Annotated in this window: 26 protein-coding genes; 16 read left to right on the top strand and 10 right to left on the bottom strand. The window is 72.0% G+C overall.

Going from position 1 to position 24956, the window contains the following annotated elements:
• Positions 1–3 precede the first annotated feature (3 nt).
• Complete coding sequence (locus tag F8R89_RS32085; RefSeq protein WP_151787258.1) at positions 4–654, bottom strand: DUF5134 domain-containing protein; 651 nt, start codon at positions 652–654, stop codon at positions 4–6.
• 215 nt (positions 655–869) lie between these two features.
• Between F8R89_RS32085 and F8R89_RS32080 the strand changes: the two genes are divergently transcribed.
• Both F8R89_RS32080 and F8R89_RS32075 read left to right on the top strand, forming a co-directional pair.
• The gene (locus tag F8R89_RS32080) at positions 870–1766 is read left to right on the top strand and encodes an RNA polymerase sigma-70 factor (protein WP_151787257.1); all 897 of its coding nucleotides are present in this window, start codon (positions 870–872) and stop codon (positions 1764–1766) included.
• Between the two features lie 122 nt (positions 1767–1888).
• Positions 1889–2386, top strand: a complete 498-nt coding sequence (locus tag F8R89_RS32075) for an Ohr family peroxiredoxin (protein WP_151787256.1) — start codon at positions 1889–1891, stop codon at positions 2384–2386.
• A 27-nt stretch (positions 2387–2413) separates the two neighbouring features.
• Here F8R89_RS32075 and fdxA read toward each other — a convergent pair whose 3' ends face one another.
• Entirely contained in the window at positions 2414–2803 is a 390-nt protein-coding gene (fdxA, locus tag F8R89_RS32070) for a ferredoxin (RefSeq protein ID WP_151787255.1), read from the bottom strand.
• Between the two features lie 172 nt (positions 2804–2975).
• On the opposite strand from fdxA, the gene F8R89_RS32065 reads away from it, so the two are divergent.
• From F8R89_RS32065 to F8R89_RS32055, 3 genes are all read left to right on the top strand, one after another.
• Positions 2976–4706, top strand: coding sequence for an L-aspartate oxidase (locus F8R89_RS32065; protein ID WP_151787254.1), 1731 nt, complete (start codon positions 2976–2978; stop codon positions 4704–4706).
• A 149-nt stretch (positions 4707–4855) separates the two neighbouring features.
• Positions 4856–5608 carry an SDR family oxidoreductase gene (locus F8R89_RS32060; protein ID WP_151787253.1) on the top strand — a complete coding sequence of 251 codons (753 nt, stop codon included), beginning with the start codon at positions 4856–4858 and terminating at the stop codon, positions 5606–5608.
• A 118-nt stretch (positions 5609–5726) separates the two neighbouring features.
• Positions 5727–6335, top strand: coding sequence for a YceI family protein (locus tag F8R89_RS32055; RefSeq protein ID WP_151787252.1), 609 nt, complete (start codon positions 5727–5729; stop codon positions 6333–6335).
• 70 nt (positions 6336–6405) lie between these two features.
• On the opposite strand, the gene F8R89_RS32050 is transcribed toward F8R89_RS32055, so the two are convergent.
• A complete protein-coding gene (locus tag F8R89_RS32050; protein WP_151787251.1) occupies positions 6406–6672 on the bottom strand; it encodes a WhiB family transcriptional regulator in 267 nt (88 codons plus the stop codon).
• Between the two features lie 378 nt (positions 6673–7050).
• On the opposite strand from F8R89_RS32050, the gene F8R89_RS32045 reads away from it, so the two are divergent.
• The gene (locus F8R89_RS32045) at positions 7051–7977 is read left to right on the top strand and encodes an RNA polymerase sigma-70 factor (RefSeq protein ID WP_225994556.1); all 927 of its coding nucleotides are present in this window, start codon (positions 7051–7053) and stop codon (positions 7975–7977) included.
• 21 nt (positions 7978–7998) lie between these two features.
• Here F8R89_RS32045 and F8R89_RS32040 read toward each other — a convergent pair whose 3' ends face one another.
• A complete protein-coding gene (locus tag F8R89_RS32040) occupies positions 7999–8748 on the bottom strand; it encodes an RNA polymerase subunit sigma (RefSeq protein ID WP_151787250.1) in 750 nt (249 codons plus the stop codon).
• A gap of 481 nt (positions 8749–9229) precedes the next feature.
• Between F8R89_RS32040 and F8R89_RS32035 the strand changes: the two genes are divergently transcribed.
• Both F8R89_RS32035 and F8R89_RS32030 read left to right on the top strand, forming a co-directional pair.
• The gene (locus tag F8R89_RS32035) at positions 9230–9436 is read left to right on the top strand and encodes a hypothetical protein (protein WP_225994555.1); all 207 of its coding nucleotides are present in this window, start codon (positions 9230–9232) and stop codon (positions 9434–9436) included.
• A gap of 183 nt (positions 9437–9619) precedes the next feature.
• Positions 9620–10174 carry a hypothetical protein gene (locus F8R89_RS32030; RefSeq protein WP_151787248.1) on the top strand — a complete coding sequence of 185 codons (555 nt, stop codon included), beginning with the start codon at positions 9620–9622 and terminating at the stop codon, positions 10172–10174.
• 32 nt (positions 10175–10206) lie between these two features.
• Here F8R89_RS32030 and F8R89_RS32025 read toward each other — a convergent pair whose 3' ends face one another.
• Both F8R89_RS32025 and F8R89_RS32020 read right to left on the bottom strand, forming a co-directional pair.
• A complete protein-coding gene (locus F8R89_RS32025; protein ID WP_151787247.1) occupies positions 10207–11571 on the bottom strand; it encodes an NAD(P)/FAD-dependent oxidoreductase in 1365 nt (454 codons plus the stop codon).
• A gap of 96 nt (positions 11572–11667) precedes the next feature.
• Entirely contained in the window at positions 11668–12402 is a 735-nt protein-coding gene (locus F8R89_RS32020; RefSeq protein WP_151787246.1) for an alpha/beta fold hydrolase, read from the bottom strand.
• Between the two features lie 199 nt (positions 12403–12601).
• Between F8R89_RS32020 and F8R89_RS32010 the strand changes: the two genes are divergently transcribed.
• The 3 genes from F8R89_RS32010 (at position 12602) to F8R89_RS32000 (ending at position 15325) form a co-directional block, all read left to right on the top strand.
• Positions 12602–13462: an RNA polymerase subunit sigma gene (locus F8R89_RS32010; RefSeq protein ID WP_151787244.1), complete on the top strand. Its 861-nt coding sequence runs from the start codon at positions 12602–12604 to the stop codon at positions 13460–13462.
• 168 nt (positions 13463–13630) lie between these two features.
• Complete coding sequence (locus F8R89_RS32005; protein WP_151787243.1) at positions 13631–14080, top strand: hypothetical protein; 450 nt, start codon at positions 13631–13633, stop codon at positions 14078–14080.
• A 354-nt stretch (positions 14081–14434) separates the two neighbouring features.
• On the top strand, positions 14435–15325 hold the full coding sequence (locus tag F8R89_RS32000; protein ID WP_225994554.1) for an alpha/beta fold hydrolase: 891 nt from the start codon (positions 14435–14437) through the stop codon (positions 15323–15325).
• A gap of 95 nt (positions 15326–15420) precedes the next feature.
• Here the strand turns inward: F8R89_RS32000 and F8R89_RS31995 are convergent, their stop codons facing one another.
• On the bottom strand, positions 15421–18219 hold the full coding sequence (locus F8R89_RS31995; protein ID WP_151787241.1) for an AAA family ATPase: 2799 nt from the start codon (positions 18217–18219) through the stop codon (positions 15421–15423).
• Between the two features lie 117 nt (positions 18220–18336).
• On the opposite strand from F8R89_RS31995, the gene F8R89_RS31990 reads away from it, so the two are divergent.
• Positions 18337–18696, top strand: a complete 360-nt coding sequence (locus tag F8R89_RS31990; RefSeq protein ID WP_151787240.1) for an antibiotic biosynthesis monooxygenase family protein — start codon at positions 18337–18339, stop codon at positions 18694–18696.
• A gap of 77 nt (positions 18697–18773) precedes the next feature.
• Here the strand turns inward: F8R89_RS31990 and F8R89_RS31985 are convergent, their stop codons facing one another.
• Entirely contained in the window at positions 18774–19739 is a 966-nt protein-coding gene (locus F8R89_RS31985; protein ID WP_151787239.1) for a pirin family protein, read from the bottom strand.
• A gap of 146 nt (positions 19740–19885) precedes the next feature.
• On the opposite strand from F8R89_RS31985, the gene F8R89_RS31980 reads away from it, so the two are divergent.
• From F8R89_RS31980 to F8R89_RS31970, 3 genes are read left to right on the top strand one after another with little or no spacing between them, the layout of a single operon-like run.
• Positions 19886–20419 (top strand): MarR family winged helix-turn-helix transcriptional regulator, encoded by a 534-nt coding sequence (locus F8R89_RS31980; RefSeq protein WP_151787238.1) that lies wholly within the window; start codon positions 19886–19888, stop codon positions 20417–20419.
• A complete protein-coding gene (locus tag F8R89_RS31975) occupies positions 20416–20877 on the top strand; it encodes a winged helix DNA-binding protein (RefSeq protein WP_151787237.1) in 462 nt (153 codons plus the stop codon). Before F8R89_RS31980 ends, F8R89_RS31975 begins: the two co-directional genes overlap by 4 nt.
• Positions 20878–20926: 49 nt before the next feature.
• Positions 20927–21274 carry a tetratricopeptide repeat protein gene (locus F8R89_RS31970; RefSeq protein ID WP_151787236.1) on the top strand — a complete coding sequence of 116 codons (348 nt, stop codon included), beginning with the start codon at positions 20927–20929 and terminating at the stop codon, positions 21272–21274.
• A gap of 58 nt (positions 21275–21332) precedes the next feature.
• Here the strand turns inward: F8R89_RS31970 and F8R89_RS31965 are convergent, their stop codons facing one another.
• Positions 21333–22721 (bottom strand): PepSY-associated TM helix domain-containing protein, encoded by a 1389-nt coding sequence (locus F8R89_RS31965; RefSeq protein ID WP_151787235.1) that lies wholly within the window; start codon positions 22719–22721, stop codon positions 21333–21335.
• Positions 22722–22865: 144 nt separating this feature from the next.
• Here F8R89_RS31965 and F8R89_RS31960 point away from each other — a divergent pair, with 144 nt between their 5' ends.
• Positions 22866–23513 (top strand): peptide deformylase, encoded by a 648-nt coding sequence (locus F8R89_RS31960; RefSeq protein WP_151787234.1) that lies wholly within the window; start codon positions 22866–22868, stop codon positions 23511–23513.
• A gap of 5 nt (positions 23514–23518) precedes the next feature.
• Here the strand turns inward: F8R89_RS31960 and F8R89_RS31955 are convergent, their stop codons facing one another.
• On the bottom strand, positions 23519–24952 hold the full coding sequence (locus F8R89_RS31955; RefSeq protein WP_151787233.1) for a dihydrolipoyl dehydrogenase family protein: 1434 nt from the start codon (positions 24950–24952) through the stop codon (positions 23519–23521).
• Between the last annotated feature and the right edge of the window lie 4 nt (positions 24953–24956).

The raw sequence follows: 24956 nt of genomic DNA, 5'->3' as shown, positions 1-24956 counted from the left end.
CCGTCAGTGGGGCAGCAGCAGCATCACGGCCGTCCCCAGCGACATCGCGCCGTCGCGCACGTGCCCGTACGGGTCCGTGGCGGCGGCGCGGTGCGCGGGGGCCGTGGCGGTCCGCAGCGCGGGCATGGGGCGTGTCAACGACCGTACGGCGCAGCCGAGGAGATACACCGCCAGTACGGCGGTGACCAGCGTCGCCGTCGTCGGGGCGGCCGCGGCATGACCGTGGGCCGCGGTCGCCGACGGGACGTCCGCGGCCAGGGTGCCGGGGACGCCGGCGGCGCCGTGCCTCGACATCCAGGCCATCGCCGCCATGCCGGCGGCGGGCGGCAGCCGGCCGGCGAACACCGCGGCCGTACCCGCCGTGTCAGGACGGCGGCCGAGGGACCTGACGGGCCGGAAGGCGCTCAGCGGGAACCACAGGGCGGCCGCGCTGAAGACCACCGCCATGGCCCGGCCGGACAGGGGCCGGCCGGGACTCCAGGGCATGGCCGCCATGGCCGCCGCCATGGCGAAGTGCAGGAGGAGGTCCACGCGATCACGGCGACCCACGCGCGGGGCCCGGGCACCGTGCCAGAGCACGTGCAGGGCCGCGACGGTGAACGACAGCGTCAGCATGCCGTGCACGGCGTCGAGAGCCGGCGTCCTGTCCGACACGGTGTACTCCTCCTGGTCCACGACGCTTCGCCGACCTGACCGGGAGCGCGATCGATCCGTGACAGTGTCAGGACAGGAACAACGTGTCGGAGAGTACGGAGTTGCCACGGTGTGCAACCTGCGGTGGCAGGGGAGCCGTGTGGACACCCTCCACCCACGCGCCCGCCCGGGGCCGCTTGTAGCATGGGGGTGCACGAGGCCAGAAGGGATGTTCCATGCACGCTGGCGCCCCACCAGGCAGTCTTGACCAGGCGACGGAGGACTTCCTCTCCGCGCGCCCGCAGCTCTTCGGCATCGCGTACCGGGTCCTGGGCAGCGCGGCGGAGGCCGAGGAGATCGTCCAGGAGACATGGCTGCGGTGGCAGGGCACCGACCGTTCGCAGGTGCGTGAACCGACCGCCTTCCTGACCACGGTGGCCACGAGACTGGCGATCAATGTGGCCCAGTCCGCGCGGGCGCGCCGGGAGTCCTACGTCGGGCCCTGGCTGCCCGAGCCCGTCGACACGACCCAGGATCCGCACCTGGGCGCGGAACGGGCCGAGGCCCTGGGGATGGCGGTTCTGCTGCTGCTGGAGAAGCTGAACCCCGTGGAGCGCGCGGCCTACGTGCTCCGGGAGGCGTTCGACTACCCCTACGGACGGATCGCCGAGATCCTGGAGACCAGCGAGGCCAACTCCCGCCAGCTGGTGAGCCGCGGCCGCAAGCACCTGGCCGCCGAACGCAAGGAGGCCGTCACGCCGACGGCCCACCGGCGGCTGCTGGAGGTCTTTCTCTCCGCGGCGCGGACGGGCAACCTGGCCGTCCTGGAGGACGTGCTCACCGCCGACGTCGTCAGCTACACGGACGGCAACGGGATGCGTGGCGCGTCGAGGATCCCGGTCGTCGGGCGGCCTCATGTCTCGCACTACCTCGTGGCCTTCGCTCCGCGCTTCTGGCCGCAGTCGCGGGTCCGGTGGGTCGAGGCGAACGGCCGGCCGGCCGTGCTGGTCCTCTCCGGCGAGGAGGCCGTCGCCCTGCTGAGCGCCGACATCTCGGAGGACGGCATCGACCGGCTCATGTGGGTGATGAACCCGGCCAAACTGGCGCCGTACGTGGCCTCTCTGCAGGACTGACCTGGTGTCGGCGGTTTCGGCCGCCGGCCGGGAAGGCGTCACAGGAGCGGTCGCTCGTCGGTCATCCAGTAGTCCCGGACGCCTGCCGGGGCCGCGCACCGAGACGACACCGGAGTCATGCAGTGACCGAGCGGATCCAGCCGCCCACCCTGTCGACCGCGAGGGACTTCGACGGGGAGGAGTTCTCGCCCATCTACACCACCACGGTGACCGTGCACGGTGGTGCGGCCTCGCACGGCCGGGCCTCGGGCCACGCCCGCTCGGCCGACGGGGCCCTGGACCTTCAGCTGCGGATGCCGGCCGAGCTGGGGGGCGACGGCCGGGGGACCAACCCGGAACAGCTCTTCGCGGCCGGTTTCGCCGCGTGCTTCCACGGCGCCTTGAGTCTGCTCGCGCGCCACGAGGCCCTGGACCCCGCGGCGATCTCCGTCGTGGCGACCGTCGCCTTCGGCCGGGACCCGGAGGACGGCGGCTATCTGCTGCACGTCGATCTGGTGGTGCGGTGGCCGGGTGTCGATCCGGCGACGGCCGGTGAGCTGATCGGGAAGGCGGACGCGCTGTGCCCCTACGCACGCATGGCGTGGAGAGGAACGCCCACCACCATCACCCTCGCCTCCTGACCGGGCGCGCCCGGTGGCGGCCACCGGTCAGGAGGGGAACCATGGATCCACGTCGGCCGCCTCCTCCTTGCGGACGGTGAAGACGCTGATCTCCTTCTTGTGCGGGGCGCTCTGCGGGGGCAGTGCCGCCACCGCCGGGTGATCACCGACCGCGCCACCCCGTTCGCCCGGCGGGCGGGCGGCCTCGTCGAAGTACTCCGCGTTGACGGCGAGGTAGTGGGCCCAGTGCTGTGGCAGATCGTCCTCGTGGAAGATGGCCTCCACGGGGCAGACGGGCTCGCACGCGTGGCAGTCGACGCACTCCTCCGGGTCGATGTAGAGGGTGCGTACCCCCTCGTGGATGCAGTCCACCGGGCATTCGGTGACGCAGGCCCGGTCCTTGATGTCGACGCAGGGCTGTGCGATGACGTACGTCATCCGTCTTCTCCTCCTCGGCCGTCGGGCGTCCGGGGGGCGCCTTCTCGCGCGGTCGCCGGGTTCGTCCGGTTGACCGGGGAGCCCGGCATGTTGTGACGCGCGCGCCGGCGTGTCACACATGGCCGCCCGGCCTGGTCCTAGTCAGTGACCACCCTGAGCGACGGGAGCAAGCGTGTCTCTCACCGAACAACGTCTTTCCACCACCGTGCTGGTCATCGGTACCGGCGGGTCCGGCCTGCGGGCCGCGATCGAGCTGGCCGAGGCCGGCGTCGACGTGATCGCGGTCGGCAAGCGTCCGAAGGAGGACACCCACACCTCCCTGGCCGCGGGCGGCATCAACGCGGCCCTCTCCACGATGGACCCCGAGGACTCCTGGCAGCAGCACGCCGCGGACACCCTCAAGGAGAGCTATCTGCTCGGGGACCCCCGTACGGCGGAGATCGTCACCCGGGGCGCGGCCCTGGGCATCGACGACCTGGAGCGGTACGGCATGGCCTTCGCCCGCGAGGAGGACGGCCGCATCTCGCAGCGCTTCTTCGGCGCCCACACCTTCCGCCGTACCGCGTTCGCCGGCGACTACACCGGCCTGGAGATCCAGCGCACCCTGATCCGGCGCGCGAATCAGCTGCGCATACCGGTACTCGACAGCGTCTACATCACGCGTCTCCTGGTCCACGACGGTGCCGTCTTCGGGGCCTACGGCTTCGACCTCACCGACGGCACCCGTCACCTCGTCCACGCGGACGCCGTGATCCTCGCGGCCGGCGGCCACACGCGCATCTGGCGGCGCACGTCGTCGCGCCGGGACGAGAACACCGGCGACTCCTTCCGCCTGGCCGTCGAAGCCGGGGCCCGCCTGCGCGACCCCGAGCTGGTGCAGTTCCACCCGTCCGGCATCATCGAACCGGAGAACGCCGCGGGCACCCTGGTCAGCGAGGCCGCCCGCGGTGAGGGCGGCATCCTGCGCAACGCCCTCGGCGAGCGGTACATGAACCGCTACGACCCCGAGCGCATGGAACTGTCCACCCGCGACCGCGTGGCGCTCGCCTCGTACACCGAGATCAAGGAAGGCCGGGGCACCGCGAACGGCGGGGTCTGGCTCGACGTCTCCCACCTGCCCCGCCAGACGATCATGAACCGGCTGCCGCGGGTCTACCAGACGCTCCTCGACCTGCAGATGCTCGACATCACCCGGGACCCCATCGAGGTGGCGCCCACGGCCCACTACTCCATGGGCGGCGTCTGGGTCCGCCCCGAGGACCACAGCACCGACGTCCGCGGGCTGTACGCCATCGGAGAGGCCGCCAGCGGCCTGCACGGCGCCAACCGCCTCGGCGGCAACAGCCTGATCGAACTTCTCGTCTACGGCCGTATCACCGGCCAGGCCGCGGCGGCCTACTCGGAGGCGCTCACCGCGCAGCCCCGGTCGGCGGCCGCGGTGGCCGAGGCACGCGCCGAGGTCGACGAGATGCTCGCCGCGGACGGGCCCGAGAACGTCCGGGCGCTCCAACGCGCGATCCGCAACACCATGACCGAGCACGCCGGTGTCGTCCGGGACGAACAGGGTCTGCGCACGGGCCTGGCGGAACTGGACGCCATCGAGGAGCGCATGCGGGACGTCGGCGTCCACCCCGACATCGCCGGCTTCCAGGACCTCGCCCACGCCTTCGACCTCAAGTCGGCCGCCCTGGCGGCCCGCGCCACGCTGGAGGCGGCGCTGGAACGCCGGGAGACACGCGGGTGTCACAACCGCAGCGACTTCCCCGCCATGGATCCCGCGTTCCGCGTGAACCTGGTCTGGTCTCCGACGACCGGGATCACCCACGAGGACATTCCCGCCGTCCCGGACGAGATCGCGTCCCTCATGACCGAGGTCTCCTCCGAGGGAAAGCTCGTCGAGTGACGATCCTCCGCTCACCGGAAAAGCCGGGGCGTCGTCAGAACGCCTGAAACACCGGAAAGACCGAAAAGGCGGCTCTGCTGTCACAGAAGAAGCGAGCACCCGGTCTTATCTGCGGTAGGCGACATCGCACATTCCGAAAGGTTATTCCCATGAAGGTCGTAGTCATCGGCGGTACCGGACTGATCGGCTCCAAGCTGGTCGCCAAGCTCGGCGAGCACGGTCACGAGGCCGTGCCCGCCGCCCCCAACACCGGCGTGAACACACTCACCGGCGAAGGACTGGCCGAGGTGCTGGCCGGAGCCTCGGTCGTGATCGACGTCTCCAACTCGCCCTCTTTCGAGGACGACGCCGTCATGGAGTTCTTCCGCACCTCCACCACCAACCTCCTGAAGGCGGAGGCGAACGCCGGTGTGACCCACCATGTGGCGCTCTCCGTGGTCGGCACGGAGCGGCTCCAGGACAGCGGCTACTTCCGCGCCAAGCAGATGCAGGAGGGCCTGATCAAGGACTCGGGCATCCCCTACTCGATCGTGCACGCCACGCAGTTCTTCGAGTTCATGAAGGGCATCGCCGAGGCGGCGACCGACGGTGACACCGTCCGGCTGGCCCCGGTCAAGATCCGGCCCGTCTTCTCCGACGACGTCGCCGCCGCCGTCGGCCGCACCGCGGTCGGCGCCCCCGTGGGCGGCGTGGTCGAGGTCGCCGGCCCCGAGGAGTTCCAGCTCGACGAGTTGATCCGCAAGGGGCTGGCCGCCAAGAAGGACCCGCGCCACGTCGTGACCGACGTGCACGCCCCGTACTTCGGTGCGGAACTGCAGGAGACCACGCTGCTCCCCGGTCCGGACGCGCACATCGCCGAGACCCGGTTCGCCGACTGGCTCGCGCAGCAGCAGCAGCGCTGAGCCGTGGGACGGCGGGTCCTGTGACGGAGGCCCGCCACCCCACCTCGAGGGGCCTGTCGTCCGCACCGCGGCGCGGCAGGCCCCTTTCGTCACCTCCACGAAGGAAAGCAGACTCACCATGCCCACTCGACGCGACAAGGCGACGTTCCCGTCGGCCGGTGCGCACCCGGCCGTGACCGGGGCCTACACCATCGACCCGCTCCACAGCACGATCGGCTTCTCCGTCCGGCACGCCATGATCACCAACGTCCGGGGCCGGTTCGACCGCTTCGAGGGCCTCCTCCTGCTCGACGGCTCCGACCCGGCCCGCTCCAAGGCCTACGTCAGCGTCCAGACGGACAGCCTGGACACGGGCGTGGCGGACCGCGACGCGCACATGGCGGGGCCCGACTTCCTCGACTCCGCGACGTTTCCCCTGATGGCCTTCCACTCCACGGGCGTCACCCCGCTCGGCGGCGACGAGTTCCGCCTCTCGGGAGGGCTGCGCATCAAGGACGTCGAACTGCCCGTGGACATCGACGTCGTCTTCGGCGGGTTCGGTGACGACGCCTTCGGCGGTCACCGGGTCGGCTTCGCGGGCTCCGCCACCCTGCGGCGCTCGGACTGGGGGCTGGCCTGGAACACACCGCTCGACACGGGGGGTGTCCTCATCGGCGACAAGGTGACCCTGAACCTGGACATCTCGGCCGTACGGGCCGAGCGGGGAGCGGCGGACGCCGCGGCCTGACGGACACGGATGCGGGTGGGCGGGGATGGTCTTCACCATCCCCGCCCACCCGCATCCGTGTCCGGCCCGCTCAGGCGGCCCTCCCCGTGGCACTCGATCCCCGCACCTCGCGCCGGCGCAGGGCGCGGCGCTCCCCTTCCGTGGTGCCTCCCCAGACGCCCTCGACCGGACCGGCGGCGACGGCCCACGCCAGACACTGCCGAATGACGGGGCAATGACGGCAGACGGCCTTCGCCTCGTCCGTCTGCATCGCCACCGGCCCACTGCCGGCATGGCCGACCGGGAAGAAGAGATCAGGGTCTTCGGTCAGGCAGAGGCCCCTTACACGCCAATCCATGGAATGTCTCCTGTTCGAGGAACGGATATCGATGGGGGGGTGGCTCGTCGCGTGGGGGAAAGCCGCGTGAACGCGGGTGGGACGAAATCGCCTTTCACCGGAAGACCGGACGGTCGGCACGGATGTGACATTCGCCCGAGCCGAAGCCCGCCGCGACGGGACAGGCTCCGAACACGAAAAGGCGGCCGGTCCGGAAGGCCCGCCGAAGAATCCCGCACAAAGGTGTTACGAAACGACGGTGCCGCCGGTCATCCGGGGTGAAGGTGAGCACAGCGCCCTGCCGATCCCTCAGTACGCCGGGCCAGCGCTCCGGCGGCGGCGACGACAAGTCGAGCGACCGCCTCCGCACCTACCGGCGACAGAACGGAGACCGGGATCATGCATCCAGAGGCGACCCCCGTGGAAGGCGACCTGAGCGAGGCCGTTTCCGTCTTCGTGGCGCTCCGGCCCCGTCTGTTCGGCATCGCCTACCGCGTGCTGGGCAGCGCGGTGGAGGCCGAGGACGTCGTCCAGGAGGTGTGGCTGCGCTGGCAGCGGACCGACCGCACCGTCGTGATCAGCCCGGTCGCGTTCCTGTCGAGCACCACCACCCGGCTGGCCATCAACGTGGCGCAGTCGGCCCGTGTCCGCCGCGAGACCTACATCGGTCCGTGGCTGCCGGAGCCCGTGGACACCAGCAACGACCCGGAGGTCGGCGCCGAGCGGGCCGAGGCGCTCGAGATGGCCCTGCTCCTGGTGCTGCAGAAGCTCTCCCCGACCGAGCGCGCCGCCTATGTCCTCAGGGAGGCGTTCGACTACGCCTATCCCGAGATCGCCCGCATCCTGGGGCTCAGCGCCGTCAACGTGCGCAAGATCGTGAGCCGGGCGCGCAAACACCTCACCGACGACCAGCGGGACAGCGTCGACGCCACGGAGCACCGGACGCTGCTCCACGCCTTCGTCGCCGCCGCCCGGCAGGGTGACGTCGCCGGCCTGGAGTCACTGCTCACCCCGAACGCGGTGAGTCTGTCCGACGGCAACGGCATCCGGGGAGCGGCCCGGGTGCCCGTCCTGGGCCGTGCCCGCGTGGCGAACCTGTCCACGGCGTACCCGCGGTTCTGGCCCACGGTCGAGGCCGAACCGGTCGAGGCCAACGGACGCGGCGGCATCCTGCTCCACAGGGACGGCCGGCCCGCCACCTTCATGACGGTCGCGGCCACGTCGCGAGGCATCCACCAGGTGATGTGGGTCTTCAATCCGGACAAGATCGCCGCCTTCCTGGACTCCCGCTCCCGTCACCGCTCCCCAGCCGCCCTCTGCGTCTGAGCGGCCCCGGACGCGGGCACGTCAGACGCGGGGGAAGTTCCAGGACCGCAGCTTGTCGGGATTGAGTACGGCCCAGACCTGGACTACTCGTGAGCCGGCCATGTCGAGGCAGACCACGGCGGCGACCCGGCCTTCGTATCGCACGACGAGACCGGTTCGCCCGTTGACGGATCGAGTGTGCAGGGTGGTGCGGGGGTTGCGGGCCAGCAGCGTCAGCAGACTCCGGGCGACCCGGGGGCCTCCGACGACGGGCCGTGTCAGTGCCCGGACCTTGCCTCCGCCGTCGTAGAACGCGACGGCGCCGGGGTCCAGCAGGCCGGCCAGACGGTCCGCGTCCTGGTCGACGCACGCCTGCCGTACGGCCTCGACCGCTTCGTCCTGCGCGCGGGGTGGCGTGGGGCGTGCGGTCCTGTCCCGGAGGCTGTGCCGGGCTCGGCTCGACGGCGCCGGGAGCGCGCCGAGGTCGTCCTCCAGGCACGGATCGAACACCGCGCGGCTCCGCACGGCACCCTGTGGTGCCCTCTGGATCTCGTGCTCGGAGAGGCCCAGCCGTGCCAAGGCGATGCTCCCCACGGCTCGCGTCAACCAGGCCCGCGGGGCCCCTACGCGGCCCTGCTGGTGTTCGGAGAGCCTGTACCACTCCCGGTACGCCTCGTCGGTGACGTACTCGGCGAGGGCGCCGTCGCCCAGCATCCAGTGGGCGACCTCCAGCAGATGCCGCCGCTCGTCGAGCAGCTCCCCGATCGGCATGGTGTCCGCGACTGGTTCCATACCGTCCCCGTCTCCTGGATGTCCCGTTCACCTGGACGCGGTCGTCGCATCGCCCTCTTCGCCACGTTACTCCGCGGCACCGGGACGGCCGCATCCATGTCCCGGGACCGCGCGCGAGGAACTCCGTCTCCCGTGGGCAACAGAACACACTGTCACGCGGTCACACCGTCTGACATTGCGTCGGAAGCGCATCAGTGTGCTGCGTCGGACGGTCCGGCCATGCGGTCCTTCTACCCGTGGCGGCCTCTCACACACCCGTTTGCCGAGAGGAGTCAGCTCGCCGGCCGACGGCACCCTGTACGCCTACGTCAAGCAATGGACGTTGACCCACTTCGACGCCACCTGCGCCGCCGTCGTCCCCGGCTGCACACCGCGCTGATACGCAAGCCGCGCACAGGGCTGTCACAGCGCTCGTCACTGCCCGGTCAATGCGATGTCGGCGGTTCACGCGCCGACGGCACGAGCCGAGGAAGGACGAGGGATGTACCCAAGCACCGACCGGCAGACCGATCCCGCCGCCGTCACCGCCTCACTGGCGGCGGAGGCCGCACTGCTCGAAGGGCGGATGAGCCTGCTCCGAGAGGCGATCCACTCGGTGGACGCACGCATCGACGCGCTCTCCGAGACCCTGAGGCGACTGCGGTGTCCGGCGACCGGACCCACCGACGGCGAGGCGCCCTCGCGGTAGGGGCGGGTCGGTGGCGCGGCGCGACGAACATGGTGTTCGCGGTGTCGCCGGCCCGCCGCGCACGCGGCCCGACGTGGGCCACTCCCCACACGGTGCGGGTATTCTGCCCCCGGTGCCGGGCCGAGTGTCGGAGCCCGGCGTCGGGCGGCCCCGCCGGACCTGGGGTGAGAACGAGAGGAACGCATGGTCTCCGTGACCCCTACGGCTCGCAACATCGAGATCACCGCCGAGGGCCTCCAGGAGGACCTGGCGCGACTGCAGATCCAGAAGCAGGCACTGGAGCGCGAACTGGCCGCGGTCACCGCTCACCTCGACTCCGTGTCGCGTGCCCTCGGCGCCCTTCAAGCTCTCATGCCCGAGTCCGCTCACGCGTCCGCGGCGGCAGGTCCGGCCGACGACGTCGCTGAGGTGCCGGCGACGGCGGCACCGACGCCTGTGCCGCCCACGGACAAGGCGGACGAGAGGGCCGGTGAGGGGAACCGGGCGGAGGACGGCCGCGACTCCGGCCCGGCTGACGCCGACGGCCCGAAGGCGTACGGCAAGCTCACCGAACAGATCCTGGCCTACTTCGCGGAAGCCGGGAACACCGACGTCCGTGCCAGGGATGTGGCGTCCGCGCTGGGCCGCGACACCGACAGCGGCAGCATCAACGCCGTCCGGAGCACGCTGGACCGTCTCGTCGGTCAGTCCCGCGTCCGCCGTGTGGGCCGCGGTCTGTACCGCGCGGCCAAGCGCTGAGCCGCCCTGCCGGGTCCTCGGGTCTCACAGGCCTACGGGGTCCTGTCGGCCGCCGGCGTCCGCGTCCGCGGACTTTCGATCCGCCGTGGGTCACCACTGGAGACGAAGGCCTCCCTCGGTTGCTGGACCGACGCGAGGGAGATGACGTCGCGGCCGAAGAAGGCGGCGGTCACCCACACGGCGAAGACCCGTGCCTTGCGCTCCCAGCTCGGTACGGCCAGCAGGTGATAGCCACGGTGCATCAGCCAGGCCGGGAATCCCTTGATGACCAGACGCCGGTACTGGAAGACGCCCCGGCCCAGCCCGAGTGTGGCCACCGCCCCGAGACTGTGGTGCACATAGTTCCTGACCGGCCGGCCGCGCAGTGACGCGATGATGTTCTTCGCCAGCAACTTGCCCTGACGGACGGCGTGCTGGGCGTTCGGCACCGTACGGGCGTCCGGCCGGCCCGCGGCGAGATCGGGCACGGAGGCGTCGTCGCCGGCCGCCCATACGTCCGCCACCGCCTCGTTCTCCGTCCCGACCCGGAGATCCGCGCGTACCCGCAGCAGGCCCCGCGCGTCGACCGGGAGGTCGGTGTGGTTGTGCACGATCGGATTGGCGGCGTTGCCCGCCGTCCATACGAGCAGACCACAGTCGTACTGCGATCCGTCCGAGAGCACCACGCGGCCGCCCTCCGCGGAGACGAGTTGCGTGTTCAGATGCACGCGCGCACCCCGCTTCTCCAGCGAGCGCACCACCCACTCCCCCGGCCGGTCGGTGACCTCGGGGAGGATGCGGCCCCGTGCCTCGACCAGGTGGAAGGCGATCTCCTCCGCACCGATCTCCGGATAGTGCTTGAGCGAGGCGGACGCCAGGCTCAACAGTTCACCGAATCCCTCCACCCCGGAGAAGCCGCCGCCGACGACGGTGACGGTGAGGAGCCGGCGGCGTTCCGGACCGTGCGGCAGGTTCGCCGCGCGGTCGAAGGAGGTGAGCAGCCGGTCGCGGATCGCCACGGCCTCCTCCACGTGCTTGAGCCCGTACGCCTGGTCGCTCAGTCCCGGGATCGGGAAGGTGCGGGTGACGGCTCCGGCGGTCATCACCAGGACGTCGTAACGAAGTTCGAACTCCGGTCCGGACTGCGGCCGGACCGTCACCGTGTGCGCGCTGTTGCGGACCTCCGTCACCGCACCCGTGATCACGCGGGTTCGGTGCAGGTGCCGCCGGAGCGATACCGCCGCGTGACGGGCTTCCACCGACCCGGCGACCACCTCGGGCAGGAACGGCTGGTACGTCATGTAGGGGCGGGGGTCGACGACGGTGACCCGCGCCTCACCCCGCCGCAACCTCTTCTCCAGGCCCCACGCGGTGTAGAAACCCGCGTAGCCGCCGCCCACGATCAAGATCTCACGCACGGTGTCCTCTGTTCCTCTTGGTTTCACCCTGGAAGACCGGCCGGCACCGCACCGTGTGACAGGACCGGCCCCGGTCCTGTCACCCCCACCCGCCCCTCAGGCGGCGTCCCGCGCGGCCCAGTGCTTCTCCAGGATCTCCGCGACCTCGGCCGGGCGCTGGAGCACCGTCCAGTGGTTGCAGTCCATCTCGATGACCTCACTGGAGCGCAGGGAGGCACCCAGCTTGCGGCCGAACTCGATCTGACAGGCCGGGTCCTGCCTTCCCCAGAAGACGACGGACGGCGCGGACACCGCGGACAGGCCCGGCTCCCACTCCGCCCCCATGGTGAGCGCCGACCTGTACAGCCTGAGCACCGCGTCCTTCATCGGCTCGTCCACTCGGCTCGCCATGTCCCTGGCCAGGTCCAGGGGTACGTCGAAGCCGGACGCCACCTCCTCCGCGAAAGGCTCCGCACGCAGTTCGGCCATGTAACGATCGCCCTGGACCCGGTCCTGCCAGATCCTGGCCAGCGGATGCCAGACGTACCCGGCGTCGACCGGTCCGTTGCCTCCCGCCCAGGTACGGACGAGATCGGGGCGCAGGGAGGCGACGCGGAGGGTGAGGATGCAGCCCCAGTCGTGCCCGACCAGGTCCACCGGCTCACCGATCCGCTCCAGGCGCCGAACGAGCCAGTCCACGTACTCCTCCTTGGTGGAGCCGAAGCCCGGCGGGCGGTCGGCACCGAAGCCCGGCAGATCCCAGGTCTCGACGTCGGGCCTGGTCAGGTGACGGCGCACACCGTCCCATACGTGGTGGGTGTCGGGTACGCCGTGGATCAGGATCGCGGGCATGGTGAACTCCTTCGTCGGTGGGCGGGATCGCGTGAGGTCGGGCGGCACTCATGGTGTCACACTGTTGCATTCTCGTTGTGCCCCGGAGGCGGCCAGAACCCGTTGTCACATGACCGGCTGTTGTGCGGTCTGCACTGCCGAGGGCACGCCCATCCGACCGTGATGGTGGCCCTGTGGTGCCGGCAGGGAAGGACACCTCATGGCTGGGGACGATGACACCGCACCGCTCGCGGAGCTGCTGGACGAGCGGCAGCATCTGATCGACGTCGCCGGCTGGATGCTGGGCCCGGGAGCCGCCGCCGAGGAAGCCGTCGCCGACACCTACCGGCGGTGGTACGGCCTGACCGACGACGAGCGGACCGGCATCAGCGATCCGCGTATGTGGCTGACCAGGAACATGGGGACCATCTGTCTGGCGCGCCTGTCCGCGCCCGCACGCCCGCTGCCGGGCCAGGACGACGTGGACGCCGCCCCCGAGCCCGGTCTGGATCCGCCGGAGACGATCAGCGACGTCCTGCTCCACGCTCTGGACACGCTCACTCCCTCCGAGCGGGCCGCCTTCGTGCTCAACGACGTCTTCGCCATGCCCCCTCGGACCGTCGCCGATGTCGTCGGGCGGACGCCGCGGGAGTGCGCCGAACTCACCGACCGCGCCCGCCGCAGCCTGCGTGCCGCCCGCGCGCGTCCCACCCCCGCACACCAGCACGACAGGATCGTGCGCGCCGTCCGGGATGCCTGCGCACTCGACGACACGAGGCATCTGGTGTCCCTGCTGTCCCGGGACGCGATCGCGTTCTTCGACGGCGGCGGCAAGATCCGTGCCCTGACCAGGCCGGTCCACGGCGCCCAGCAGGTCGCCCGGGCCCTCCTGACCCTCCTCGTCCCCGGCTCCCGCACGCCGCTCCACCTCACAGCGGTCAACGGTCGCACCGCGATCGTCGTGCGCCACCACGAGCAGGTCGCCGCCGTCATCAGTTTCGACATCACCGACCAGCGGGTCACCCACGTCTGGGCCGTCCTCAACCCCGACAAGCTGCGCGGCTGGAACCGCCCCCACTGAGGAGGCACAACCCCGGCGCGCAGGGCGATGCGCCCGTTGCGCTTTCCACGTGTCAGTGGCAACAATGGCAAGGCGAGTCGGTCCCGGACCGCCGTCACATCTTCATCATGGTGACGAGGAACGCCACCGGACGACGAGGTTCCAGCACTCCTTGAGGAAAAGGAAAACATGGTTCCCGCATCGCGCTCGACACGCGACATCGAAGTCACGACGGAGAGCCTCCAGGCCGATCTCAGCCGTCTGCGGCTGCAGAAGCGGGCGCTGGAGAGGGAGCTCGCCGCCGTCGCCGCTCATCTCGACACCGTTCAACGGGCGCTGGGCACTCTGGAAGTCGTGATGTCGTCCCGGGCAAAGGCAACGGCCTTCGAGGACGCCGGGGACGCCACGCCCTCCCGGCGGGGAACCCACCCGGAGCACGCGTACGGCAGGCTGACCGAACAGATCCTGGAATACTTCGCCCAGGTCGGCGACGACGAGGTGCGGGCCCGCGACGTGGCGGTGGCATTGGGCCGGGCCACCGACAGCGGCAGCATCAACGCCGTGCGCAGCACGCTCGACCGCCTGGTCGGCACCTCCCGTCTCCGGCGCAGCGGCCGGGGCCTCTACCGCGCCGGATGAGGTCGGACGGTCCCCTCCGGCCCACGGGAGATGCCCCGGACGCCGACTCGCGGGGGATCGGTGGGCGCCCGGGGCACATGGCCCCCGCCAGGCTCTCGGGGGCGGGGTGCGGTGCTCTCAGCGCCCGCGTGGAACATCCACCCGTCGCCCTGAACACTGTGACGAGTCTACTGCACCTTCACACGATCTGACACCGTCGTAGGACCGCTCTGAGGGTCCTCCGATGGCAAAGATGTTGTCACTTGTTGTGCCCGACCTTGTGATGTCGCTGTCTCTCACGGATCATGGGACGGTGTGAAGCACACGCACCAGCGGGACGTTCTCCCGCACACCCCCGAAGACCCTTCCTCACCCGTGTCTCCCGGCACGCACACGATCACCGTCCCGCACGGCTCAGCCCACGTCGCCGTGCGGTATCACGTCGTCGGCTCGGGACCCGTCTGTCTCGCTCATCCGGGCGGACCGGGCATCGGCTGGGACTACCTGCGCATGCCGGGTCTCGAGGACGCGTTGACCATGGTCTACGTCGAACCGGTCGGTACGGGCGACTCCGGCCGGCTGCCCGATCCACGCGACTACACCATGGCGACGTACACGCACTTCCTGCACGCGGTGGTCGAGCACCTGGGGCTGCCACGGGTCGCTCTGCTCGGTCACTCCCACGGCGGCTTCGTGGCACAGCGCTACGCCCTCGACCACCCCGCACGGGTCTCCGCCCTCGTCCTCTACGACACCTCACCCGTCGCGGACGAGGAGTTCTGGTCGGCGGCGGTCGACGCCATGGAACGGTTCACGAAGGATCACGTGGACGAGCATCCGGAGGTCGCCGACTACGTCACCGCTCTCACGTCCCGTCTCGACCTGCTGAACGACGACGGCGCCACCGCCGTCCTGCGCACGACGATGCCGGCCTATCTGTACGACTACTGGGGAAGGGAGGCGGAGTTCGCGCCCGCTCGTGGCACGCTCCGCATGTACGCGGCCCCTTCGCGCGGGGAGGACTCGCCCTTCGACGTCCGGGAGGAACTGCCCGCACTCACCTCACCGGCCCTCGTTCTGGCGGGCCGTCATGACTTCATCTGCGGACCGCGATGGGCCGACCTGCTCCACGAGGGCGCGCACGACACCGAGTTGAGGATCGTGGAGAGGGCCGGTCACCTCGCGCACCTCGAACAGCCCGCGGAGTTCGACGCTTCGGTCCTGGCCTTCCTCGGTGCCCACGGGATCGTCGGAGACGTCCGGTGACCGTCGTCCACACCGACCGTTCGTGAGCCGGCGGGCGACGGCCCGGAGGGTGTGGCGCCGGCCGTCGCCCGTGGGGTCGACCGTATCCCGGGCGTTCACGCACTCGACGCGGTCGGCGTGAGGCCGGCGAGGGCAGGCTTCAGCTCCGTCCGCCGTTTGATGCCGAGCTTCACGAAGACCTTGCGCAGGTGGTATTCGACGGTGTGCGCGCTGATGAACAGACGGGCGCCGATCTCCCGGTTCGTCAGCCCTTCGCGGGCCAGCCGTGCCACGTTCAGTTCCTGTTCGGTGAGCCGCGTCACCGATCCCCGTGCGTGGACCGGCAAGGTCTCGCCACTCGCGCGGAGCTGATCCGCGGCGCGCTGGGCGAATCCGTTCACTCCGCGGGCTGTCAGCACCTTGTGAGCGGTGCGTAGCTGTTCGCGCGCTTCGGCGGACCGTCCCCTACGGCTGAGCTCCTCGCCGTACAGCAGGCGGCACCGCCCCACCCAGATCGGGATCCGCTCCTGCTCGAAGCGCTTGATCGCGTCCAGATAGAGGCTCTCGGCCTCGTCCCCCGCACGCAGTTGCGCCTCGGCCATGGCCAGCACCGCCAGGGCGTAGTTGGTGCCCACCGGCCGTGTGACGCCGGCCAACTGCTCGAGTGCCTGCTCGGCGAGGGCGCGCTCACCGGTGTGCGTGGCCGCTTCCACCAGTTCGACCAGGGTGCGCATCGCGAGGTTCAGCTCGTGGGTGTACGGCAGTTCGCGCCGGCCGCAGGCCACCGCCTCGGCGAAGCGACCGAGGCCGTTGTGCAGGACCGCCTCGGAGAGGTTGGCCGCGCTCAGCGCGTATCCCTCGCCGCGCTCGAGCCCGTCGGCCCGAATGCGCTCGGCCAGACGCAGCGCCGCGTCCTCCTGCCCCCGGTACGCGGCGAGGAGGAGCCGTCCGTAGGGCGGCAGCGGGTTGCCGGTCACCTCCTTGATGGCGTCGATCTCGTCGCAGGAGGCTTCCGCCCCGTCCAGGTCGCCGTACGTCATCCGCACGAGCACCAGCAGGCTCAGCGCGATCGGCAGAACGGTGACGACGCCCTCGGCGCGAGCGAGCTCGACCTGCCGGTCGGCGAGCGCGCGCAGCCCGGCGGGGTCCCACAGGTCCTGGGCGGCGCGGGAGGCGAACCACATCCAGTGCAGTTCGAGGAAGTCCGGCGCCTGTTCGAGGAACGCGCGCTGAGCTCGCCGCAGGGTGGGCAGTGCCGCCGTCTGTCCTTCGGTGGCGAGCAGTGCCTGGCCGCGCAGGATCAAATCCCGTGCCCGGTCGGCCCCGTCGGCGGCGGACGTCGCGCGGAGGATCGCGTGCGCGACGGCGGCCACCTGTTCGGCGTCGCCGAGCCGGCCGCCGTAGGTCGCCGCCGCGAGCGCCTCGATGTAGGTGTCGCGGGCGAGGACCGGGTCGAGCCCTTCCAGCCCCCGTGCCGCGTCGAGGAGGTGCTGCGCCCCGCTGCGGTCACGCCGTAGCGCGTATCCCGCACGCGCGCGCAGCCGCACCACGAGGGCCTTCTGGAGCGCGGTGAGGGGCAGGGCGCGAGCGGACTCGAGCAGGCGCAGGGCCGCGTCCGACGCGCCCGCGTCGTGCTTCGCCTCCGCGGCGGCGAGCAACCGCTGGCCGCGGAGGGACGGCGAGGGCGTGAGCTCCGCCGCCCGCTCCAGGAACGCGGCGGCGGCCGCAGCACCGCCGCGCGTGCGGGCGCGCACCGCCGACTTCTCCAGATCGGCGGCGACCTCCTCGTCCGGTTCGAGCGTCGCGCCGGCCCGGTGCCAGGCCCGGCGGTCCGGGTCGTGCTCGGCGCTGGTGACGTCCGCGAGGGCGGCGTGCACGCGCCGTCGGGCGTCGGGTGACGCCGCCCGGTACACGGCCGACCGCACCAGCGGGTGGCGAAAGCCGACGCGCGTGCCGACGACGAACGCATCGGCGGCCTTGGCGGCGTCGAAGGCCTCCGGCCCCAGTCCCAGCAGGGCGCTCGCACGCCACAGCAGCCCCGGGTCACCGGTGGGCTCCGCGGCGGCCAGCAGCAGCAACAGGCGCGCGGGTGCGGGCAACGGGGCGAGCTGCAGGACCAGGCTCTGCTCGATACGGCTCTCCAGCGGCAGGGAACCCGTCAAGGCGAATCCACCCGCGATCTGGGCCGGGCTCAGGGCCCGGGGCAGTTCGCGCAGGGCGAGCGGGTTGCCGCGGGCCTCCGCGATCAACTGGTCGCGCACCCGCCGGTCGAGACCACCGGGTACGGCCAGGCGCAGCAGCTCGCGTGCGTCCTCATAGCCGAGCCCTTCGACGGCCATGTCGGGCAGGCCCGCGAACTCCGGGGCGACCTGACGCATGGCGAGCACGAGGGCGATGCCCTCCGCGTCCAGCCGCCGGGCGGCGAAGGCAAGGGCCCGCGCGGATGCCTGGTCGAGCCACTGTGCGTCGTCGACGACGCACAGCAGGGCCTGCTCCTCGGCGGCCTCGGTGAGAAGCCCCAGCAGGGCCAGTCCCACGAGGAACGGGCTCGGCGCGGCGGCGTCGCGCAGCCCGAACGCCACCTCGATCGCCTCCTGCTGCGGGGCCGGCAGCCGGTCGGCCGAACCCATCATGTGGCCGCAGAGCTGCTGGAGACCCGCGTAGGCGAGTTCCATCTCGGACTGGGAGGCGACGATCCGCTCGATGCGGAGGTGGCCCGCGGCCCGTGCCGTGAGATGGTCCAGGAGCGCCGTCTTGCCGACACCGGCCTCACCGGAGACGACCACCGCCCCGCTGCGGCCGGCGCGCGCACGACTCACCAGCGCTTCCAGTTCCGCCAGTTCGGCGCGTCGCCCCCGCAACGGCGCGATGTCAGGAACCATGTCCGCCTTCGCCGGGAAGTACCGCTCCACCATAGGTTTCGTCCACGCATTCTATCGAACTGGCGTCCTGGACCGCCGGGCCTGGCGGTGCCGTACGCGGTGAGCGTCGACCGGCTGTCACAGCGGCGGCGCGTCCTCGGACAGAAGGGCATGACTCAGTTCCTGGAATCGAAGACCGGTGTCACCGGCCCGGTCACCGTCATGAAGAGCTACACCGTGCCGACGGACGAGGCCGACCACTTCACCGAGGTGTATGAGGAGAACGCCCGGATCATGTCGGCCCAGCCCGGCTTCGTCCGCTCCCGCCTGCACCGCCCCCTCACCGACGGCCCGGAGACGCGTTTCGTCCACGTCGCCGACTGGGCCTCGGGCACCGCGCTCGACCGGGCGACCGCCGACCCGGAGTGGCAGGCGTCGCTGCGGCGCATGTTCGACGATCCGGCCCTTCACATCACCTCGGCGCCCGTGGGCTACCGCGTCGTCGTCGAGCTCCACCCCGCCTCGGAGTAGGTCGTGTCCGCGAGTCCCGCCTGCCGCCCGGCGCCCGGCGCGCACCCTTCGTCTGCCGCCGCGGCCGGTCCCGCGGCTCAGCGGGTCCTTCCGCGAGGCTTCAGCGGCACTCCCGGCAGCTCGGGTGCGGGCAGCGGGTCACCGTCGTAGCCCTTCACCTCGCCGAAGCGGGTGCCCTCCATCCAGTCCCGCCGCGCCTGTTCGATCTCCTCCTGGGTGCGGCCGATCCAGTTCCAGAACATGATCAGCTCCTCCTCGAACGGCTCGCCGCCGAGGAGCATCACGGCGGCGTCCGACTCGGCGCGCAGCGGGAGTTCGGTGCGGCCGCAGCCGAGGTACAGCATCGAGCCCGGCAGGACCGGCACCCCGTCCACCTGCGTCTCGCCGGACATGGACAGCACGGCGTACTCGAAGTCCGGTTCCAGCGGCAGGCGGACGTCGGCGCCCCGGCTCAGCGCCAGGTCGGCGCCGACGATCGGGGTGTACGCCGTGCCGGGCGAGCGGGCGCCGTCGAGGTCGCCGAGGATCAGCGTGGCCCGCAGGCCCGGCGCCGTCACGACCGGCAGCTCGGCGTGGTGCTCGAAGTGCGGCTCGGTGTGGCGGTGGCCGTCCGGCAGGGCGACCCAGAGCTGGGCGCCGTGCAGGAAGCGTGCGTGGGAGCGCGGACTCTCCTCCGAGTGGCTGATCGCCCGGCCGGAGGTCATCAGGCCCAGCTCACGCGGGCGGATGGTCTGGAGGCTGCCCGTGGAGTCCCGGTGCAGCACCTCGCCCTGGTGCAGCCAGCTGACCGTCTGCAGGCCCATGTGCGGGTGCGGGGGCACCTGCATGCCGGGCTCGTCGGCGATGTCGTCCGGGCCGTAGTGGTCGACGAAGCACCAGGCGCCGACCATGCGCCGCCCCAGGTTGGGGAGCAGACGGCGGACCTCGGTGGACTCGCCGAGCCGTACCCGCCGGGGGCTGAGGAGTTCGCGGACGGGCTCCGCGACGACGAACCCGCGGCCGCCGCAGACAGAGGGCACCGCCTCGCGATCAAGATTGCTCATGGCGCCCAAACTAACCCCGTCCGGGGCGCCCCGTCAGTCCGTCGTACGGGCTGTCTTGCGGGCGGGTGTCCGGCGGTGGGCTCCGGCGGCGCGGGACCCGAGGGAAATAGTAGCTATGGCCATAGTAGCCATGTACTCTATTTCGCATGAGCATGGGTTCCATGAACGCCACCCCGGGCTACCTGGTGTGGCGGCTGTCGACGAAGTGGCGGGTCGCGGTCGACCGGGCCGTGGCCCCGCTGGGGCTCACCCACGCCCAGTACGCCGTGGTGGCCTCCCTGTACGGCATGCAGCGCGAGGGCGAGCGGCCCAGTCAGCGGCGGCTCGCCGACCACACCGGTCTGGAGGCCCTGTACGTCTCCAAGCTGGCGCGCTCCCTGGAGAGCGCCGGCCTCCTCGAACGCGCCCGTGACCCCCGCGACCCGCGCGCGGTCCAGCTGGCGCTGACCGAGCGGGGCCGGGAGCGGACCCGCGAGGCCATCGAGGTGGTGCGCGGTCTCCACGAGCGGTGGCTCGCCCCGCTCGGCGGCCTCGACAGCGCCACCGCGCGGGAGTTCACCCGGAATCTGGCGACCCTGCTCGACGCGCCCCTCGACGCACCCCTTGATCCGCCCACCCCGGATCACCGGCACCACGACGAGCACGACGAGCACGACGAGCACGACAAGGAGCAGTCATGACCACCACCCCTCCCCGTCTCGACCCGCGTGTCATAGCCCTGGCCCACTACGCGAGCCGCGCCCTCCTGGAGCGCGTGCTGGCCCGCCACGGCGCCACCTTCCAGCAGTCCGTCACCCTGCGCCTGGCCGCTCTCGCCGACGGGCCGGTCGAGTGCGACGAGCTCGTCGGCCAGGTGACCGGCTCACTCAAGTGCGCGCCGGAGGAGGCCCGTTCCGTGGTCGAGGAACTGGCCGGCGCCGGCCTGCTGGCACCCGAAGGGCCGTCCGCCGTGCGCATCACGGACGCCGGACGCGAGCTGTTCACCACCACGTCCGCCGAGACGGCTCCCGTCTCCGCCCGGATCTACGCCGATCTGCCGGAGGAGGACCTGGCCGTCGCCGGGCGGGTGCTGACGCTCATCACCGAGCGGGCGAACCGTGAGCTCGCCGCCCTGACCCAGGACGCGGCCGCCAGGTAGTGGAATATTCAACCACTCGGGCCGGTTGACCCGCGCGAAGGAGGTCAGAGTGGAGACGACGTACTACGACCACGGGACACCGACCGAGCGCTGGGAGCGGGCGCGGATGTTCTTCGACGCCAAGGACTACGCCGCCGCGGCGCGGGTCCTCGGCAGCCTGGTCGAGGAGGTGCCGGAGCAGACCGGGCCGCGGCTGCTGCTGGCCCGCGCCTACTACCACTCGGCCCAACTGCGCCGCGCCGAGGACGAGTTGCGCGTCATCGTCGAGCGCGACCCGGTCGAGCAGTACGCCCGGCTGATGCTGGGCCGTACGCTCCAGCGCCAGGGGCGGCACGCGGAGGCCGAGCCGCACATGCGCCTCGCCTCGGCGCTGGCCGGTGACTTCGAGCAGAGCTGAGGGACAGCGGGAAGGCAGGGGCCCGGACTCCGTGGTGACGGAGGCCGGGCCCCTCCGTCTACGTCTCCTGTGCGGCGCTCCCCCTGCGGTACGCGATCTCGCCCCGTACGGCGTCCACGGCGACGAACACAGCCAACGGGATGCCGAGCAGCGGGACGACGTAGCCGAGCGCCGCGACCAGCGCGGCCAACGGGACGAGAACGCCCGGGGGCACCTGGCGCCAGGCGCCGCGTGGAACCGGCCGTCCGAACGCCGTGCCCCGCCCGCGCTGCCACCACATGCGGTAGCCCCAGACGATCAGCAGGATCAGCGCGAGCGTGAGCGCCATCAGGGCGATCTGGTTGACCAGCCCGAACAGCACCCCGGTGTGCAGGTCGATGCCCCAGCGGGTCAGCTTGGCGAGCACCGGGAAGTCCTCGAACCGCAGGACGTCGGTGACCTCGCCGGACGCCGGGTCGACGGCGACGGCGTCCTGTTTCGTCGGCCAGGCGCGCTGCACCTGCCGGACCACGTAGGCGGACGAGGCGTCGGCGGGCGGCACGATCTCCACCGGGTCCGACAGGCCCTCGGCGCGGGCGGCCGCGAGGACCTGGTCCAGTCCGGCGCCCGGCCCGTCCGGGCCGCCGGTCGCCGCCGCACCGCCGTGGCCGCCGTGACCGTCACCGGACGCCGGGAGGGACGGGGTGGCCTGGCGCAGGGAGGTGCGCAGGTCGTCGATGTGCGCTCCGGCGTACGTCGACCAGGTCAGGCCGGTCGCCGACAGGAAGAGGAAGCCGAGGGCCGCCCAGACGCCGACCGTGCCGTGCAGACCGAGGGTGCGCCGCCGCCCGGCGGTGCCGCGCACCCGGCGCAGGGCGCGCCGCCGCGAGAACCACAGCAGCAGTCCGCCCGCCGCGATCACCCACAGCCAGCTGGCGGCGAGTTCGCTGTACAGCCGGCCGGGCTCCCCGAGGTGCAGGTCGCGGTGGAACTCGTCGATCCAGGTGCGCACCGGGAGGGCGCCGGTGGACCCGTACTGCTCCAGGGCGCCGCGCACTTCGGCGGTGTACGGGTCGACGAACACGGCCAGGGTGTGGTCGGCGTCGACGCCGTCGGTCCCCGAGAGCATCACGCGCGTGGACTCGCCGTCGGCCGGGGAGGGCCGTACGGCCGCGACCGTGCCCTCGGGGTGGGCCTTCCGGGCGGCGGCGACCTGCTGCGACACCGGCAGTTCGGTGTCGCCGACGGGGACGTACAGCTCGTGGGCGTAGAGCAGCTTCTCGGCCTGGAACGCGCCCGCGTACAGGAAACCGGTGGCCGCGGCGACGAGGAGGAACGGGGCGACCAGCACCCCGGCGTAGAAGTGCAGGCGCAGGACCAGCGGGCGCAGGGCCGCCCAGCCGCGGCGCGGCGGGGCCGGGGCGGCGTCCGGCGCCGGGGCCGGGGCGGTCGGGGAGGCGGTGGACATCGGCGGTTCTCCGGGGGGTGGGGACGGGCTGTGCTCGGGCGGTCCGGTAGTCGGACCGGCGTGCCCCGGAGTTCCCGGCACCCCAAGTGACCTGCGCCACAGGGAAGTTCAAGGGGTGGCCGGGCCGCATGGCATGCTGGGGCGATGTCACTCCCGAACGAGCGCGCGCCCCTCGCCGAGCAGGTCGAGCGGCTTCTCTCCGCCGAGAGCCCGCTGCCCATCGTGGCGGCCGGCGACCCCGTGCTGCGGCGTCCCGCCGCGCGGTACGAAGGACAGCTGGACGCGGCGCTGCTGGCGCGGTTCGTCGAGGCGCTGCGGACCACCATGCACGCGGCTCCGGGCGTCGGGCTCGCCGCTCCGCAGGTGGGCGTCGGTCTGCGGATCGCGGTGATCGAGGACCCGGCGCCGGTGCCCGAGGAGGTGCGCGTGGTGCGCGGGCGGGTGCCGCAGCCGTTCCGGGTGCTGGTCAACCCGTCGTACGAGGGGACCGGGCCGGCGCGGGCCGCGTTCTACGAGGGCTGTCTGAGCGTGCCGGGGTACCAGGCGGTCGTGGCCCGGCACGCCGAGGTGCGTCTGCGGGGCGAGGACGAGCACGGGAACGCCGTCGACGAGGTGTTCACGGGGTGGCCGGCCCGGATCGTGCAGCACGAGACGGACCACCTCGACGGGACGCTCTACCTGGACCGGGCGGAGATGCGCTCGCTCGCCTCGAACCTGGCGATGGCCGAACTCTGGGCCGAGCCCGCGCCGGTCGAGGCGGCGCGGGCCCTCGGGTTCGACCTGCCCGGCTGAGCGGGTCAGCTGTCGCGGTACGTCTCCAGCAGGCGCAGCCACACCTCGCTGATCGTCGGGTACGACGGGACGGCGTGCCACAGCCTGCTGATCGGCACCTGGCCGGCGACCGCGATGGTCGCCGAGTGGATCAGCTCGCCGACGCCGGGGCCGACGAAGGTCACGCCGAGCAGGATCTCGCGTTCCAGGTCGACGACCATGCGGGCCTGTCCGCGGTAGTCCTCGCCGTACAGGTAGGCGCCCGCGGTCCAGGAGATGTCGTAGTCGACGGCCCGGACGCGGTGGCCGGCCTGCTCGGCCTCGGCGAGGGACAGGCCCACCGCGGCGGCCTCGGGGTCGGTGAAGACCACCTGCGGGACGGCCCCGTGGTCGGCGGTGGCGGCGTGCGCGCCCCAGGGCGAGGTGTCCGGCTCCCCGCCCCCGGAGGCGCGGGCGGCGATGGCCGCGCCGGCGATCCGGGCCTGGTACTTGCCCTGGTGGGTGAGGAGGGCGCGGTGGTTGACGTCGCCGGCGGCGTACAGCCAGTCGTGTCCGGTGACGCGCAGGCTGTCGTCGGTCTCCAGCCAGGAGCCCGGCTCCAGCCCGACCGTCTCCAGGCCGATGTCGTCGCTGCGCGGGGCGCGGCCGGTCGCGAAGAGGATCTCGTCGGCCTCGATGCGCTCGCCCTGGTCGGTGACGACGACGACCGTGCCGTCCTCCCGGGTCACCGAGGTGACGGACGTGCCGGTGCGGACGTCGGCCCCGGCCTCGGTGAGGGACTTCGCGATCATCTCGCCGGCGAAGGGTTCCATGCGGTTCAGCAGGCCCTTGCCGCGCACGAGCAGGGTGACCTGGGAGCCGAGGGCCTGCCAGGCGGTGGCCATCTCGGCGGCGACCACTCCCCCGCCGACCACGACGAGCCGGCCGGGCGCGGCCTGGGCGCTGGTGGCCTCGCGGCTGGTCCACGGCTTGACCTGGTCGAGGTCCGGCAGGTCGGGCAGGACGGCCCGGCTGCCGGTGCAGACGGCCACGGCGTGCCGTGCGGTGAGCACCGTCCGGGTGCCGTCGGGGCCGGTCACCTCCACGGTGCGGTCGCCGGCCAGCCGGCCGAGCCCGCGGTGGAGGTCGGCGCCGGTGCCTTCGAGCCAGCTGACCTGCCCGTCGTCGTGCCAGTCCTTGGTGACCTCGTTGCGCCGGGCGAGCACCCGTGCCGTGTCCAGGGGGCCCTGCACGGCCTCGGCGAGGCCGGGGAGGTGCCGGGCGTCGGCCTGGGCGAGGACCGGCCGCAGCAGCGCCTTGCTGGGCATGCAGGCCCAGTAGGAGCACTCGCCCCCGAGCAGTTCGCTCTCCACGACCGCCGTGGTCAGTCCCGCGGCGCGGGTGCGTTCGGCGAGGACCTCCCCCACCGGGCCGCCTCCGAGCACCACGACGTCGTACGCGATGGAATCCGTTTCCGTCATGGGG

The sequence above is a fragment of the Streptomyces sp. SS1-1 genome, from assembly GCF_008973465.1.
In the GTDB taxonomy this organism is placed as follows: Bacteria; Actinomycetota; Actinomycetes; order Streptomycetales; family Streptomycetaceae; genus Streptomyces.
The sequence above is the reverse complement of the archived record's forward strand: the minus strand, read 5'-3'. Positions and strand labels throughout refer to the sequence as shown.